Source organism: Tritonibacter scottomollicae, assembly GCF_003003215.1.
Taxonomy (GTDB): Bacteria; Pseudomonadota; Alphaproteobacteria; order Rhodobacterales; family Rhodobacteraceae; genus Epibacterium; species Epibacterium scottomollicae.
The window spans coordinates 77,967-94,109 of record NZ_PVUF01000008.1 but is presented as its reverse complement, the minus strand read 5'-3'; the positions used below and the strand labels follow the sequence as shown (position 1 = coordinate 94,109).

General features: G+C 63.3%; 14 protein-coding genes. 3 read left to right on the top strand and 11 right to left on the bottom strand.

Annotated elements, in window-relative coordinates; translation table 11 throughout:
* Positions 1-189: 189 nt before the first annotated feature.
* The 7 genes from CLV89_RS13610 to CLV89_RS13580 are packed head-to-tail and all read right to left on the bottom strand — an operon-like array spanning position 190 to position 6,620.
* Positions 190-483 carry an amphi-Trp domain-containing protein gene (locus CLV89_RS13610; protein WP_106164206.1) on the bottom strand — a complete coding sequence of 98 codons (294 nt, stop codon included), beginning with the start codon at positions 481-483 and terminating at the stop codon, positions 190-192.
* A 37-nt stretch (positions 484-520) separates the two neighbouring features.
* Positions 521-1,861, bottom strand: coding sequence for a metallophosphoesterase (locus tag CLV89_RS13605; protein ID WP_106164205.1), 1,341 nt, complete (start codon positions 1,859-1,861; stop codon positions 521-523).
* Positions 1,862-1,872: 11 nt separating this feature from the next.
* Complete coding sequence (locus CLV89_RS13600; protein ID WP_106164204.1) at positions 1,873-2,571, bottom strand: histidine phosphatase family protein; 699 nt, start codon at positions 2,569-2,571, stop codon at positions 1,873-1,875.
* Entirely contained in the window at positions 2,564-3,652 is a 1,089-nt protein-coding gene (locus CLV89_RS13595; protein WP_243395011.1) for an HprK-related kinase B, read from the bottom strand. Before CLV89_RS13595 ends, CLV89_RS13600 begins: the two co-directional genes overlap by 8 nt.
* On the bottom strand, positions 3,649-4,536 hold the full coding sequence (locus CLV89_RS13590; RefSeq protein WP_106164203.1) for a GAK system ATP-grasp enzyme: 888 nt from the start codon (positions 4,534-4,536) through the stop codon (positions 3,649-3,651). Before CLV89_RS13590 ends, CLV89_RS13595 begins: the two co-directional genes overlap by 4 nt.
* The gene (locus CLV89_RS13585) at positions 4,529-6,163 is read right to left on the bottom strand and encodes a phosphotransferase (protein WP_106164202.1); all 1,635 of its coding nucleotides are present in this window, start codon (positions 6,161-6,163) and stop codon (positions 4,529-4,531) included. Before CLV89_RS13585 ends, CLV89_RS13590 begins: the two co-directional genes overlap by 8 nt.
* On the bottom strand, positions 6,150-6,620 hold the full coding sequence (locus tag CLV89_RS13580) for an NUDIX domain-containing protein (protein ID WP_106164201.1): 471 nt from the start codon (positions 6,618-6,620) through the stop codon (positions 6,150-6,152). Before CLV89_RS13580 ends, CLV89_RS13585 begins: the two co-directional genes overlap by 14 nt.
* A 9-nt stretch (positions 6,621-6,629) precedes the next feature.
* On the opposite strand from CLV89_RS13580, the gene CLV89_RS13575 reads away from it, so the two are divergent.
* Positions 6,630-7,871: a GAK system CofD-like protein gene (locus tag CLV89_RS13575; protein WP_243395010.1), complete on the top strand. Its 1,242-nt coding sequence runs from the start codon at positions 6,630-6,632 to the stop codon at positions 7,869-7,871.
* Between the two features lie 702 nt (positions 7,872-8,573).
* Here the strand turns inward: CLV89_RS13575 and CLV89_RS13565 are convergent.
* Positions 8,574-10,799 carry a transglycosylase domain-containing protein gene (locus tag CLV89_RS13565; protein WP_106164199.1) on the bottom strand — a complete coding sequence of 742 codons (2,226 nt, stop codon included), beginning with the start codon at positions 10,797-10,799 and terminating at the stop codon, positions 8,574-8,576.
* Positions 10,800-11,088: 289 nt separating this feature from the next.
* On the opposite strand from CLV89_RS13565, the gene CLV89_RS13560 reads away from it, so the two are divergent.
* Both CLV89_RS13560 and CLV89_RS13555 read left to right on the top strand, forming a co-directional pair.
* Complete coding sequence (locus CLV89_RS13560; RefSeq protein WP_106164198.1) at positions 11,089-11,427, top strand: P-II family nitrogen regulator; 339 nt, start codon at positions 11,089-11,091, stop codon at positions 11,425-11,427.
* A gap of 30 nt (positions 11,428-11,457) precedes the next feature.
* Positions 11,458-12,783 (top strand): ammonium transporter, encoded by a 1,326-nt coding sequence (locus CLV89_RS13555; protein ID WP_106164197.1) that lies wholly within the window; start codon positions 11,458-11,460, stop codon positions 12,781-12,783.
* A 447-nt stretch (positions 12,784-13,230) separates the two neighbouring features.
* On the opposite strand, the gene CLV89_RS13550 is transcribed toward CLV89_RS13555, so the two are convergent.
* The 3 genes from CLV89_RS13550 to CLV89_RS13540 all read right to left on the bottom strand — a co-directional run bounded on the left by CLV89_RS13550 (position 13,231) and on the right by CLV89_RS13540 (position 15,907).
* The gene (locus CLV89_RS13550) at positions 13,231-14,415 is read right to left on the bottom strand and encodes an amino acid aminotransferase (protein WP_106164196.1); all 1,185 of its coding nucleotides are present in this window, start codon (positions 14,413-14,415) and stop codon (positions 13,231-13,233) included.
* A gap of 3 nt (positions 14,416-14,418) precedes the next feature.
* Positions 14,419-15,270 carry a 3-mercaptopyruvate sulfurtransferase gene (gene sseA / locus CLV89_RS13545; RefSeq protein WP_106164195.1) on the bottom strand — a complete coding sequence of 284 codons (852 nt, stop codon included), beginning with the start codon at positions 15,268-15,270 and terminating at the stop codon, positions 14,419-14,421.
* Between the two features lie 136 nt (positions 15,271-15,406).
* Positions 15,407-15,907, bottom strand: a complete 501-nt coding sequence (locus tag CLV89_RS13540; protein WP_106164194.1) for a hypothetical protein — start codon at positions 15,905-15,907, stop codon at positions 15,407-15,409.
* Between the last annotated feature and the right edge of the window lie 236 nt (positions 15,908-16,143).

Below are 16,143 nucleotides of genomic sequence, written 5' to 3'. Positions count from 1 at the left end.
CTTGAGGGGTTTCGCTTCGGGCTTTGCCCGAAGCGATCGGCGCCGCGCGCGCCCCTGCGGGGCGCGCGCGGCGCCGGGCCCAACTGTTTCGACAAGCCGACAGGCGCTGAGAAACAGGCGGGAGCCCCCCCCAATTGTCCTGTTCGAAGCCTTTAAGTAGGTATTCTCGAAGAGCAGGCCCAATCGCCCCTAGCCGCGCGCTTTGACCTTTGGCGCAGGTTTTTGCTGAAGATCATCGTCACGCTCGGTCCAGCTGACGCGAAAATCGACCTTGCATTGGCCGTCGTTGCGCTCGGCCCGGATGCGCAGGGTCAGCAACCCTTCGGGGTTCAGCACGATTTCACCCTCGTCATCGCTCAGGCTCAGCTCGCCCTTGGCCAGCCCTTTGCCGATGGCATCCACCAACCCCTTGATCGTCTTGCGATCCTGCAGGGAGTCGTGACGAAATCGCGCGTCGTCGCCTGTCTTGTCGTCCTTGGCCATCACTGCCCGTCCTGATCTCAGCTGCGTGAGTGCGGCTCTAACGCGGAAGGAATTGCCGCTCCGGCGCAAAATGCTTGGCGCGCGGGTAATCTGTGCTCAACCCGATGACATCCCCGCTGGGAAAGATCAAGGTGGCCCCCGCCCCGATGCCGGAGAGCCCTTCCAACCGACGCGACGCCCGGTCCAGCGTCACATCCCCTTCAAGGTGCAGCAGCCCCTGTTTGGCCAGTATCCGCTGGCCGCTTTGATTGTTCACATGCCCCTGCACCACCATATGGATGCCAAGCCCATGCAGCACGGCGACGCCCTGCTGTGTCAGCGCCGCATCAGAGGCGCGATATTTTGTCCGCACCAGATTGGCCAGTGGTCCGAAATAGAAAGCAAAGGGGTGCGCGCCCTGCTCCGCCCTGTAGCGGGCGTTGATGCCAGCAGCGCCTGCCTCGGACAGCAACTCGCACATGCTGTCGTCGATCCCGGCGTGCACAAACAGCAGCGAGCCCAGCTGGCAGACCACATCCATCGACTCGTAGAACCAGGCGTAGTCGCCCCCGGACGTGAAAAACACCTCGCGGCATTTGAGCGCTGCGGCCAGCACCATCCGCGAGGTCAGCCCCGCCCGGGCAAGCTCCGCATCAAATTGTGCGGCCTTCTTTGCCAGCTTCTCGACTTCGGACGCAACGGCGGCTCCATTCAAATGACGCGCGGCGGCAACCGAGAACCGTTCGGCCCAGTCGCGGCCGGGGTGCAGGCGCGCGCGGCAGCTGGCCTCATCCGGCAGGTCGGCCAGATCCGCATCGCACACGTAGCGGTCATGAACCTCGCGCAGCAGCGGGATGATCTTGCGCCCCATGCGCACCAGAAGATGTTCGGTCAGCGCCGTGGGTGTCTCGTGCAGGGCGGCGACAGCCAGCCGCAGGCGCAGGTCGTGGTTGCCCGCCAGGATGCGCAGATCCGGCCCCTTGGCCATCAGCGTGCCCAGCGCATCCAGCATGTCCAGATCGCTCGGCCCCTTGTCGAGACAATCACCGCCGATCAGGATGGTGGCACTCTGGCCAAATTCGGTCAGACTGAACCCGCCCGGCTCCGCCCGTCCGCGCCGGATCAGACCGGCGGCCACAAGGGAGCGCAAGAACCCCTCGGCATCGGCATGGGTGTCGGAGAGAAACACCACCGGCTTGGCAGGCCAGCGCCAGCCACCATGGGCCTCAGCGCGTTCCAGACAGGCCTGCAGGTGATTGGCGCTTTCGGGACGGGCACAGCCGGAATGCGCCGCGGTCACGCACCAGCGTTCCAGCTCCTGCGGCAGGTCGGACAATTCGCCAACGGGGTCATGAATGGGCGGCAAAAGCGGGGAACGGGCGGTGTGGCAGCTCTGCAAGGCGTCTGTCCCTAGTCCAGATGGGTCTCCTGTCTCTGCCGCTGCTTCCAGGCACCGCCAAAGTGCGACCATCTACCATCCCCCATGTAACAGAGCAGTAACGGCTGCGCGTGATGCATCGAGAGTTGCGGAATATCGCCCAAGGTCAGCAGACCGAGGTGATGTGCTGCATGGCGAAAGGACGCCCCGTGCCCAACACAGAGCGTCAGGCTCTCCGCCGCGGCGGCCTCGGCCACATCGGTCAGATGGCTGGCCACACGCGCGCCCGCCTCCAACAGCGACTCCGCGTCCTGAAATGGCAAACGGTAGTGGCTGTCGGACTTCCATCCCTCCGGGGGGGTATCATAGCGGGGGTCCTGCTGCAGCAGGGTCTCGATCTCTGTAGTCGTCAGATTCGCCAGCGCACCGACGCTGCGCTCAGCTAAACGGGGCGTCTCGGCGATGTCTGACACGGCGTGCCCCGCCTGGCGCAAGACGCCAGCAATCCCCTCCGCTGTCTGCCACGCGCGGAGCTGATGCGAGGCATGGATCACCGGCGAAAGGGTCCAGTTCTCCCGTATCAGAGCCGCGTTCAGCGCTTCGCCGCAGGCCTTCGCCTGCGCCACCCCGTCTTCAGTCAGGGGAAAGGGCTGCAACGCGGAGGGCGCGCCGGGTTTCTGGTGATAGGCCCCGTGGCGGATCAATGCGATGTAGCGTGCGCCGTCAGTCATCAAACAGCTCGCGCCCAAGATAGGCGATGGCATCGAAATCCAGCCGTCCTGTCACCTCCTGCACCCGCACATTGCGCAATGCAGCAAGATAGCCCTCCGGATCGGGGGCCGCCGTGTCACGCAGGAAGCTGCCATCGGGGAACTGGTAGAACGGGCCCGCACTCTTCATGATCGCGGCCAGCAAATCCGGGCGCGCCGCTAGATCGACCTCCTCGATCATGGTCACCTGTTCCTCGTCGCGCTGCCAGTTCAACACCCAGAAATCCGTCAGCGGCGCAGCATATGTGATACGCCCCGCGCCATATATGTCGGAAATGAACAGGTCGTATTTTTCCTCCAGCTGCCAAAGGTCATCCGCTGGCATGGCCCGAAGCTCCGCTTTGCGCTGCGCGCTGAGCATGTCGTGCAGACGATCATTGCCAAGAATGGTGCCCGGGTTGATGCGCGGATGTTTCGGAATGCCGAGCCCCTGCGCCCCCAGGCCGTCCGCCTGCACCAACAACCGGTCATTGGTCATGAACGACATGCCGGGGATATCCATCATGCGCAGGATCGAGGTGGATTTACCGCCGCCCGACAATCCGGCAATGGCCAATGTGCGCCCGCCCTTGCTGACGGCGGCGGCGTGGCAAATCTGCCAGCCGGCACGCTGACGGTTGTTCAGCACCTGCGTGTTGACGAAATTCACCACTTGATTGGCATTTTCCGTCACCGGGCCAAAGGCCACCAGAAGGTCAATGGACTGCAGGAAGGTCACGCCGGTGCGGCGCTTGTGGATCAGCCGCCCGTCTGTCAGTTCGTGGATCGCATCCTTGCGCCCGGTCTTGCCCGGCTCGCGCGCCCAATCCTGCCAGGCCGGGGCGCGATCAAGGGTCTGCCCTTCGACCACATGCACGGTGATGTCCGGGTTGGCGACCACATCCGTGGCTTCCTTGAAGTAGTCGGCCAACACGTCGCGCAGCGGGCCTTCGCAGAGAATGCAGACCGAGACCGGCCCGACGCGCAACCCCAGCGGCTCTGCGGCCTGCGCGCCGCTGAGCTCCAGTTGCGCCGCGATATCGGAGACCGTTGTCAGGCTCATGCAGATACTCCCGCCACCACGTGATCAGCCACCCGCGCAGCCGCATCAATGCCGCAGCCTTCCTTGACGCCGCGATAGCCGCCAAAAGCGGAGACTTCGAAGACGATCGGGCCGCTGTCGGTCAGGGCCACATCCACGGTGGTGAAGGTCAGGCCAAAGGGCGCCTGCGCCCGACGACCAAGGTCGATCAACGCGGCGTCAGGCTCAAACGCCTCGTATTTGCCGCCCGACAGGATGGTGGTGTTCCAGCTGGTCTCGTCCTGTTTCACCCGCGCATAGGTGCAGACATAGTCGCCGCCCAGAAAAACCATGCCAAGATCCTGGCCCGACAGCTCTCGCTTGGCCTGAACATACATCACCGGGTTGTCCGCCTTGAAGGCGGCGATCCGCCCTGCCGCATCCGCATCGCTGGCGGAAATCACGCACATGCCGCGCGCCTTGGTGGAGAACAGCGGCTTGAACACCGCACTGCCATAGGCCAGAACCGCCTGCAGCGCAGCCGTTTCATCTTCGGTGATGGTGGTCGGCGGCATCGGGATCGCGGCATTGGCCAGCGTCACCGTGCAGGCCAACCGGTCCATCAGCCGCAGGATCGCCTCAGGACGGCTGTAGATTTTCACGCCCTTGGCCTCGGCCACGCGCAGCATCTCCAGCCGATCCAGCGCGTGGTAGCTGTAGACCTCCGAGATCTTCTTGATCACCAGCCCGTCAAGCTGGCACAGGTCCTGCCCGCAATAGACCAGCGCGCCGGTGCCGAGATCCAGCGAGACTTCGGCCATGTCGATCACCAGGCGAAACCCGGTCCGCGCCTCCAGGGCGTCGGCGATGGCCTCCGTCGACCATTTTCCCGGGATGCCAATCACCCCGATTTTCAGTTCAGTCACCAAACAGCTCCTTGATCGGCAATTTCAGTCGGGCTTCGCGCCCCTCGGGCACGGCGAGGGCCAAGTCCAGCAGATAACGTGCACGCAGGAACATGCGCCGGGCGTGCTCCTTGTCGAATACAAACCGGGTGGACGAGGCAAAGCTGCGCGCCAGCCCCAGTGCCAACCGGTATTCAAACGTGGTGTCCTTGCGCGCCCGGGCGAATCTGGCCGCCATCCGATGCAGCCCCAGCGCAGTGTCGCCGATGCGGGCCCGCACCGGGCCGTCCTGCACCTGCAGACGGTAGTTCGACACCATGAAGACAGAGACATCCTGCACATAGTCCATGTAGCGCGAGCGATGCAGATCAATAAACCGGATCTTTCGCTCTGCGGGATCATAGATCACATTATCGAGGTTGAAATCCCCGTGGATATAGACCGAGAAAGGTGCCGCGACCTGTGTTTCGCGCTTCTCCGCCGCCTTCAGCAATTCCGCAAAGGCGGGCTGTTTCACCCCCTGAATGCGGGCCGCGCCGGTGTCAAACTCCGGGTGGACACGGTAGACGTCCTTCATCCGGGCCGAGAGCTGCTTCATCGCCTGCATCTCTGCCGGATCATCGGACTGGGTCCGGGTCCAGATATCGGTGAGTGTCTTGTGCAGCGCGCTCTGCGCCGCCGCCAAAGTTGCGTCGCCTTCGTTCAACAGCGCATGTTCAAACGTGTAGCCCGACAGATGCTCGATCAACAGCGCCGCCGACTGGCCGCGTTTTTCATAGGACAGGATGCGCGGCGCAAGACCGGGATAGATCGCGTGCCAGCTTTTGACCCCGGCGCGCTCTTCCTTGACCTTGCTTTTTTCGCCGTCCTTGAAGACCGCGTCGATCAGATCGCCCGCCTTGTCGCGGGTGCTGACCGACGAGATGGCGCTGCCGGACCGGGTTTCGGCCAGCGGCTTCAGCGTCAGGTCGTCATCAGCCACCCTGCTGCCGGACAACACACTGCGCAGGGTGAAATAGCGTTCGAACTGCACATTCTGCCCGATCGAGATCGACAGCAGCGCCTCCGAGATGCCCTGCAGGCTTTCGCCCATGCGGCGCACCTCGTTAAGCACCAAGAGCGCATTGGCCAGATCCTCGGTATGGCGGGTGTCGCGCATGTCGCGGGTATAAGTGCGAAACATCCGGTCGTAGAAGTCATCAACCTCGGCCTTGTTCTGACCAATCGCAATAGCGCTCTTGCTGTCATTGGCCTCCAGCGCCGGCAGCACCTCGTGCAACGCACAGGCCACCTGCCTCAGCACCTTGCGGTAGGCCTCGGGACGCAGGAGCTTCACGCGCTGCACATCCTCGGCATGCAACAGCGCCATACGGGACAGGCGCGACAGCTGGTCAAGGTTGCGGGCAATGGTGTCGACATTCTGCAGCAGCAAGCGCCTGGACTGCGAAGACTTGCCACGGGTCGTGGCGCTGCGACAGGCGGCTTGCACCCGCGACCACAGGTTATGGGCATAGCCCGCCCGCAGGACCACCTTCTGCGCGCCATCGGCCGAAGGCTCCTTGAAGTAAGCCAGCAGGTTGGACATCTGACCGTCCAGCTCCGCCAGCAGAAACGCCAGGTTTTCCTGTGCTGCCTCAGGCAGTTTCATCTTGCACGACCCCTTGGTACGTCTCTGCGGTCTTGTCCGTTAGCAGCGCACCATAGGGCGGGTCAAACAGCGCGGCTTCGACAACTGGGTCGGCCCACCGCACCGCGATCTGCTTTGAATCCGGATGCTGACCCATCTGGGGGACATATGTGTCATCCACATGACAGACGAACAGATGTTCCACCTGATGGCGCAGCCCCTCGGGGCGTTTCCTGTAGGTTTCCAGCACTTGCAGCAGCGGCCCCACCCGCACCTCGGCGCCGACTTCTTCCAGCGCCTCGCGCCGGGTCGCCTCGGCGAGGGTCTCGCCAGGCTCCATCCGACCACCCGGCAGGCCGAGGTAGATGCGCCCGTCGGCGGCCTGTTTCACCTGCACCAGAACGCGCCCCTCACGCCAGATCACTGCCCTTGCGGCGATGCGGATGACCTCTAGGAACTCTGGTTGGCGAGTGGGCATGGCAAGCCTGTGGTGTTTTGGCAAAAGGAATGGCATGGTCGCCGCGAGCTGCACGAACGGGTGACCATGTCCGATATCTCGATTCTACGCCACGCCTCGGTTCCCGACAACCTGCGCATCGCGCGCTCTCTTGCCGCCCCCAACCTCGGGCCGCGTCTGCTGTTCTTTTCCGGCGGCAGTGCGCTCAACGAAATTTCCCGCAAGCTTAAGCTCTACACGCATAATTCGGCGCATCTGATCACGCCGTTCGACAGTGGTGGCTCCTCTCAGGTGCTGCGCGAGGCCTTTGGCATGCCCGCCGTCGGCGATCTGCGCAGTCGGCTGATGGCGCTGGCGGATGAAACGGAACTGGGCCAGCCCGACATCTACCGGTTGTTTTCGCACCGGTTGCCCAAGGACGTCAGCGACAAGGAGTTGGCCCGCGAGGTGGCCAGCCTGTTCGATTGCGCGCACCCGCTGCTGAAGGCGCTGTCGAAACCGATGCGACAGCTGATCGTCGGCTATCTGCGCCATTTTGAGGACGCCGCGCCCAAAGGACTGGATTACCGCAATGCCAGCATCGGCAACCTGATCCTGGCGGGGGGCTACCTCGACAATGACCGGGTGTTGGAGCCGGTGCTGTTCCTGATGTCGAAGATGGTCGATGTGCGCGGCATCGTGCGCCCGATTGCCGATGTGAACCTGCAGATCGGCGCCGAGCTTGAGGACGGACGGCGCGTCATCGGTCAGCGCCAGATGACCGGTAAGGAAAGCGCGCCACTGGGCACCCGGATCACCCGCCTGTTTCTCTCCGATGGGTCTAGCGAACTGCCTGCCGAAACGGCGCGCCTGCCGAAGCGGAACCAGAAGCTGATCGCCGCCAGTGACCTGATCTGCTACCCGCCCGGCAGTCTCTATTCCAGCGTGATCTCAAACCTGCTGCCGGCTGGTGTCGGTCGCGCCATTGCAGCGCGCAATGTGCCCAAGGTTTACATCCCCAGCCTCGGCGATGACCCGGAATGTCACGGCATGCGCCTGACGGACCAGATCTCCGCGCTGCTGGCTGCCATGCGCCGGGACGTCGGGGACGATATCCCCACCGCAGCCTTGCTCAGCCATGTCATCTGCGATGCAAAGACCCCTGCCAAAGAATGCGACCGCGTCGTCGCAGATCACGATGTCGCATGCCACAGACTGCCACTGTCGCGCGGGGACCGCCCCGACCGCTATGACCCGGAAGCGGTTTGCAGCCTGCTGATCTCACTCGCGTGAACCCGCCCCTCCTCCGCGCTGTCGACAAATCGTCCTAAACTGAACCGAAGCTCCGCAATTTCGACACAGGACCACCGCGCGGTCTGACGCGCCGCCGGATATCTCCCTCCACAACAGAGTGATGCTTCAGGAGGTTCAGATTGATGGCATACCCAATGGCAACGTCCACCGGCGCAAAGACCAAGGCCCCTTCGCGTGCAGGCTCGGCCGGCAAATTCGCAAGCGTATGCGTCGCGGTCACGGCGCTGATCGTGGCGACCTCGCCTGTGCATGCGTCAGACAGACCGATGTCTCACGCCATCACCTCAGCCCCGGCGCAGCCTTTGCTACAACGATTGCGTGACCTCAGTACCCCAAACGGCAATGCCATGCGCGCGACGCAGGCTGCAGGCTTGCCTGTCTCTCATCCGATACAGGCTTCCGCATCGACGGCGGGGTGATGGGGCGGTCGCATCTGCCTCACATGCCGCCTCACGTGTCACCCCCCCCGGACGGCGGCCCTTGGGCAGACGAGCCCTGACCTGGCGCGCGACGTTGCGCGCGCAACCCTATTCTCGTGGGATCACACAGTCAGAGCCAACACAGCAGAGCCAACGCAGCAGGGCCAACGCAGCAGGGCCATCCGCCGGATGCCCCGCGGATGGCCCTGTATCGCTTTCGTTGCCCGCAGGGCTGCATTGACTGAGCCTCTGCGAAGGGCGCTTAGTTGCCGAAGATATCCCGCAGCACGCCATTCAACGTGCGTTCGATCTCACGTCCCAGACCGCCGCCATTGTTGCGACGCTGTTGCTGGGGCTGCGGCTCGGGCACGGCGATAGGCTCCGGCGCTTTCATCGGAAGCGGCTGCGGTTCAAGCCCCTCATGCACGCGGACCATGGTCTCGCGCCAGATATCCGCCGGAAGACCCCCACCGGTCACGCCGGTCAGGGGCGTATTGTCATCATAGCCCATCCAGACCCCGGCCACGTAATCCGCCGTGAAACCGACAAACCAGGCATCCTTTGCCGCTGAGGTGGTGCCGGATTTACCAGCCGCCTGCCAGCCCGGTATCTGCGCCCGGCGCCCGGTGCCTTCTGCGATGACCTTCTCCATCATCCAGATCAACTCCTGCGCGGCGGCGGGGCGTATCACCCGTTCGCCCATGCCGCCAGAGGCGCCCATCAGCGGTTCGGAATCGCCCACCAACGTCAGCGCATCCACGCCGTAGGGTGTCACGGAAGAGCCGCCGTTCAGGATCCCCGCGTAGGCGCCAGTCATCTCCAGCAGCGTGCTCTCGGACGCACCAAGCGCCAGAGACGGGCCATCGGCCAGGTCGCTCTCGATGCCGAACTCGCCCGCCACATGACGTACATTGTCCCGGCCCACGGCTTCGGACACTTTTACAGCCGGGACGTTCAGGGAATCTCGCAACGCCCGAGTCAAAGTGATCTCGCCATAATGCTTGCGGGTGTAGTTCTGCGGGCACCACGGACCGGAGCCGGGGATATCAAGGCAATACTCCGCATCCAGCACCCGGTCATAGGGCGAATATCCAAGCTCCAAAGCCGCCGCATAGACAAACGGCTTGAAGGCGGACCCGGTCTGCCGCTTGGCCTGCGTGGCCCGGTTGAACACGCCCGATGCCCGCACCTTGCGCCCGCCGACCATGGCGCGCACGGCGCCATCGGCGCTCATTACCACCACGGCGGCCTGCGCCTTGGACCCTTCGCGGACCTTGTTCTCAAACACATAGTTCACGGCATCTTCCGCCGCCTGCTGCAGACGCTGGTCGAGCGTGGTGCGGATCACCACATCCTCGGTGGTCTGATCGCCAAGGAAGCCTGGCACCGTGTCCATGATCCAATCGGCGAAATAGCCCCCGGCCCGTGCCGCGGCGGCCTCACTCAATTCCGCCGGATTGGCCGCGGCCCGCTGACGTTCCTGTTCGGTCAGATATCCCTGTTCTTCCATCAACCGCAGGACCGTCGCGGCGCGATTGCGCGAGCGTTCGATATTGCTGGTGGGCGCCAGCGTCGAAGGGGCCGTCAGAAGTCCTGCCAGCATCGCCGCTTCGGGCGGGTTGACCTGATTGGCCGACTTGCCAAAGAACCGCTGCGCTGCGGCTTCGGCACCATAGGCACCGCCACCCATATAGGCACGGTTCATATAGATGGAGAGGATCTCGTTCTTGGAGTATTTCGCCTCCATCGCCATCGAGAAGATCGCTTCCTTGGCCTTGCGCCACAGCGACGACTGACGGCAGTCGGACTCATAGGCCGCTTCGCTCTCCCACATGGTCGGATCAAATTGCACGCCCAGACACATCAGCTTGGCGGTCTGCTGGGTAATGGTAGAGCCCCCGTGCCCCGACAGCGGCCCACGTCCCTCGCTCAGATTGATGCGCACCGCGCCGGCGATACCGCGCGGCGAGACGCCGAAGTGGCGATAGAAGCGTTTGTCCTCGGTGGCGACAATGGCGTTCTTCAAATGCGGCGACACCGTATCCGCGGTCACCACACCGCCAAACTGATCCCCGCGCCAGGCAAAGGTCTTGCCCGCGCGATCCAGCAATGTGACTGAGCCCTGGTTCCGACCATCCAGCAGCGCCTGATACTCCGGCAGCTTGGAATAATGATAGGCCACCGCCCCGGCAAGAAAGAGCCCGACCAGAACCCCCATGCGCCAGCTCACGGCCCAGACGGCCCGGAGCACGATTTGGAACGGCATTAACAACCACCCCAACACGCCGCGCTTGCGCGGGGCACGTGCCTTGCGACGCCCAAACAGGCTCCAGCCCGTCTTGGCGCGTGTCGCGGGTTTGCGACGCGGCGCCTTGGCCGGTTTGCGTTTGGGTCCGCCCGCTTGACGCTTCTCCGCGACCAGCGGACCACGTCCTCGCCCAGATGTACCGCGCCCGGAATTGCGCCCGGAATTGCGCCCCTGCGTCATGCTGAAAATCCTGTTCTGACTGCTCGTATTTTGGGTCTCGTGGGGCTTACGCCCAGCCTCTTTGGCACAGAATAGCGGCTCCGTCTCAGAATGTAGAGAGGCGGTTTTTCGCCAAATGCCATCCAAATTACGCCCAATAAACGAGCAAAGCCCCTTTTTTAAGCGAAATTATTCAGCCGACGCCCGGAAAGCAGGCGCATCAGCCCCCCTAAAACGTTCCCCCGACTCGAGCGGGGCGATCTTCTGCAACTGCAAACAGCGGGCGCAGGGCCCGGGAAAGGGTGTCGAGATGAAATTGATCATTGCTGCCATCAAACCCTTCAAACTGGAGGAGGTCCGCGAGGCGCTGACCACCCTCGGTGTCTCAGGTTTGATGGTAACCGAAATCAAGGGCTTTGGCGCGCAGGCGGGTCACACGGAGATCTACCGCGGCGCTGAGTACGAAGTGAACTTCGTACCGAAAGTTAAGCTGGAAATCGTGGTGCCGTCTGATCTGGCAGATCAGGTGGTTGAGACCATCACCCAGACCGCCCGCACCGGCAAGATCGGCGATGGCAAGATTTTCGTGCTGGACGTGGCCCAGGCCGTGCGCGTGCGCACCGGCGAAACCAATCAGGAAGCGCTCTAACGCGCCCTTCGCAAAGGAAAGCCAAAGACAATGAAGAAACTGACAGTGACACTTGCCGCCACCACGGCGCTGGCGGCCCTGCCGGGTCTGGCCTTCGCCCAGGAGACAGCGGCCGAGACACCGGACATCACCCCCTACATATTTACGACACTCCTGTTCCTGATCGGCGGGTTCCTGGTGTTCTGGATGGCCGCCGGCTTTGCCATGCTCGAAGCAGGCCTGGTGCGCTCCAAGAACGTGACCATGCAGCTGACCAAGAACGTGGCCTTGTTCTCTATCGCCGCGATCATGTACTGGCTGATCGGCTTCAATCTGATGTACCCGGGCGACGGCTGGCTAATTTCCGGCGTCATGGGCCCGCTGTTCGCGGTCACCTCGCTGGAGCCGGTTGGCCTCGGCGCGGATGCGGCAGCGCTCGACTATGCGTCCGCAGGCTCGGATTTCTTCTTCCAGCTGATGTTCTGCGCCACCACCGCATCCATCGTGTCGGGCACATTGGCGGAGCGCATCAAGCTCTGGCCCTTCCTGATCTTTGTCGCGATCCTGACCGGCGTGATCTATCCGATCGAGGCGTCCTGGCAGTGGGGCGGCGGCTTCCTGTCCGAGATGGGATTCTCTGACTTTGCCGGCTCCACCCTGGTGCACGCCGCCGGTGGCTTTGCGGCCCTTGCCGGGGCGCTGATCCTCGGCCCGCGTATTGGCAAGTACAAAGAGGGCCGCGTCATCCCGATGCCCGGCTCCAACCTGGCACTGGCGACCCTGGGTACATTCATCCTGTGGCTCGGTTGGTTCGGCTTCAACGGTGGCTCGCAGCTGGCGGCAGGCACCGTGGGCGACGTGACCGATGTGTCTCGCATCTTTGCCAACACCAACATGGCCGCTGCCGCCGGTGCCGTCACAGCGCTGATCCTGACCCAGCTTCTGTTCAAGAAGCCCGACCTCACCATGGTGCTGAACGGCGCGCTGGCCGGTCTGGTGTCGATCACCGCAGGCCCGCTTGACCCGACCCTGTTCGGCGCGCTCTGGATTGGTGCTGTCGGCGGCGTGATCGTGGTCTTCACCGTGCCGATGCTCGACAAGATGAAGATCGACGACGTGGTCGGCGCAATCCCGGTGCACCTGCTGGCGGGTCTCTGGGGCACCTTTGCGGTTCCCTTCTACACGGCAGATACGTCCTTTGTGACCCAGATCATCGGCTTTGCCATCATCGGCGCCTTCACCTTCATCGTGTCCGGCATCGTCTGGCTGATCCTGAAGGCCACCATGGGCATCCGCGTCACCGAAGAGGATGAGATCAACGGCCTCGACATGGCGGAACTCGGCATGGAAGCCTACCCGGAGTTCAAGGCCGGCTAACCCACGCCCCCTGCTCTTCTAGAATACTGAAACGCGGCTCTTTCGGGGGCCGCGTTTTGCATCTGAACGGGGTGAGGCTCCCGCCCCCTGCGCAGGCCCTGTCTGACGACAGCCCCTGTCAGGCGTTGGGCCGCGCACCGCTCACGCGGTGCACCCCAGGTGCAGCCGCGGGTCAAGGGCGGCCCCGCCGCCGCGCGGCACGCGCGGTTTACCCTTGAGGCGCGGATGGGCCGCCCCACACTCGATAAGGCGCGTTCAGGGCAGACCTGCCCCTGAACCGCTTCTCAGCAGATCCTTTTCTTTCCTTTGCGCCGCGCAGCGGCGCCCGGCCCAACGGGCGCGCCTGCATTTTCAATGCAGGCGGGGCGGGCGGGAGGTCCCCCGTCGCAAAAAGAAAACGCGCCCCAATCGGGACGCGCTCTCCATACACAGTCGTGAGGATCAGGGTCAGACGCCTGCGTCGATGATCGCCTTAGCCAGCACCGGAACCGATTGCGCGTTCAAACCAGCGATGTTCAACCGGCTGTCGCCCACCATGTAAATGCCCGCATCCACGCGCATCTTTTCCACCAGCTCGGGCGTGGTACCCAACAGCGAGAACATGCCACGGTGCTCGGCGATAAAGCCAAACCGGTCGGATCCGGACAGGCGCTGCAGCTCATCCGCCAATTGCTGACGCAGGGCCAGCATGCCCAGACGGGTTTCCTCCAGCTCCTGTTTCCAGTCCGCGCGCAGCTCTGGATCATTCAGGATCGTGGTCACCACACGAGCGCCGTGATCGGGCGGGAAGGAGTAGTTCTGGCGGTTCAGATAGGCCAGTGTCTTCTGGTTCAGACCTTCCGCGTCCCCCTGCTGGCTGATCGCCATCAACAGGCCCGTGCGTTCGCGATAGATGCCGAAGTTCTTCGAACAGCTCGCCGCAATCAGGCACTCCGGCACAGAGGACGCCACCAGACGCACGCCCGCGGCGTCTTCTTCCAGACCATCGCCAAAGCCCTGATAGGCGATGTCGACCATCGGGATCAGGCCCCGTTCGTTGAGCAATTCGACCACAGCCTGCCACTGCGTGCTGTTCAGATTGGCGCCCGTCGGGTTGTGGCAGCAACCGTGCAGCAGCACCACATCGCCTTCCTTGGCGCCCTTCAGGTCTTCCAACATGCCATCGAAGTTCACCGCGCCAGTGCTGGCATCAAAATAGCGGTAAACCACGGCCTCGATGCCAACGTATTTCAGGATCGACACGTGGTTCGGCCAGGTCGGATCAGACACGAAGACTCGCGCACCGGGGTTGGCCATCTTGATCAGCTCAAACGCCTGACGCACGGCGCCGGTCCCGCCTGGGGTGGCAGCGGCAGCAATCTTGTCGCGCTCCACTGCGTTGCCAAGGATCAGATCGATCATCGCATCTGCATAGGCAGGATCCCCGGCCAGACCCGTGTAGGCCTTGGTGGCCTGCTCGTCGATGATCCGTTGTTCGGCGACTTTGACCGCACGCATCACCGGGGTCACGCCCTCGGCGTTCTTGTAGACCCCCACACCCAGATCGACCTTCTGTTCCCGCGGGTCATCACGGTACATCTGCATCAGCGCCAGAATTTTGTCGGCAGGCTGGGGTTTCAGGTTCTCGAACATGTCTTAGTTGTCTCCGGTTGCAACGGGAAGGGTCGGAAAGGCGCCCCATTCGGACCAGGATCCGTCATAGAGCGCGTGGTCGTGCTTGCCCATGCGCTCCATGGCGAGGCTCAGCACGGCAGCCGTGACCCCCGATCCGCAAGAGGTGATGGCAGGTTTGCCAAGGTCGACACCGGCGCCCTCAAAGATCGCGCGCAGCGCGTCCGGGGCTTTCATGGTGCCATTGTCGTTCAAAAGCGTGGTGAAGGGCACGTTCTTCGAGCCGGGAATATGACCCGCTCGCATGCCCGGACGAGGCTCCGGTGCGTCGCCGCGGAACCGGTCGGCTGCGCGGGCGTCGATGATCTCGTGATCGCCCAGCTTGGCGGCAGAGGACACCTGTGTGACGTCACGCACCAGCTGGTTCTGCACCCGCACCGTCATGTGGCGGTCGCGGATCACCGGCGGCAGGTCTTCCAACGGACGCTCTTCGGCCTTCCATTTCGGCAGACCGCCATCCAGCACCGCAACATTCAGCTGCCCCATAAGGCGGAACAGCCACCAGACGCGCGCCGCCGAAAACAGGCCCGCGCCGTCATAAATCACCACCTGATGCCCATCGCCGACACCCAAGGCGCGCAGGCGCGACATGAATTTCTCCACGGGCGGAGCCATATGCGGCAGGTCCGACCGATGGTCGGAAATGTCATCTATGTCGAAGAAGCGTGCGCCAGGAATATGTCCGGCCTCATACTCGGCCTTGGCATCACGTTCCATCTGCGGCAGGTACCAGGATGCATCCAGAATCCGAAGATCGGGATCCTTCAGATGCGCGGCCAGCCAGTCGGTGGAAACCAGGGTTTTTGGATCGTCCATTCTCAACGCCTCCCGGGACTTGCGTTGGCGAAATGCCTACTACCCGCGCCCCGGTCGTGCAAGGCTGCTGACGCCGCTTTCATGCCCGCCCGCCGCAAATCCACCAATGTCATGCGCTATCAGCGTACAGGCGTCTCTATTGCACCACACGCAGGCTTGGCGTTCCGCGCAAACGATGCCGCGCGCCGGAGGGGAACCGATCGGCAAAGGACAGCCCGGCGCGGATCAGCTCCGGGTCCATCTGCCCTCGCGTCAGCGCATCAACCGCATCACGTGCCTTGCCGGTCTCATCGCGGCGCATATGATGGAGCATCGCAATGAACTGCGCCTCATCCGCAGTCAGCAAATCCCGCGTGTCGAGGTCCAGCGGATCGTTAAAGGCAAAATCCCCCTGCCGCAGCGCCAGCACCTCGCGCACCACCGGCCAGAGCGCATGCGCCACCGCTAGTCCATGTGTCTCGCCCCAGTTTTCCGCCGCGATGACAAAGCCGCGATGCCACGCCTGGCTGCCGGGTGCATTGGCTGCGGTCACGAAGTGGCGCATCACCGACACCAGCCGCACCTCAAAGCTGTCAAAACCAAATGTTACCAAAGGCGCTTGCGCCAGCTCGGGGGTGATCGAAACCTGCAGTGTCATAGCTGTGCCCTCTGTCTACCTGCCCCGCCCGCAATGCGTGTCCCGCACGAGCAGCGTGTTCACATCAAAACCGGGCAGATCCGTCGCTGCATGGCGCCGGGGAGGCTGGGTGCCTTTTCCTACTTATTCAGTCAGGAATTGACAAGAGCCAAAAAAAACGCCGCAGGCCCGGAGGCTCTGCGGCGCTTCACATCAGGTTTTGACTGGCCCGGCCCCACTTGGGGCGAGGCCTGACG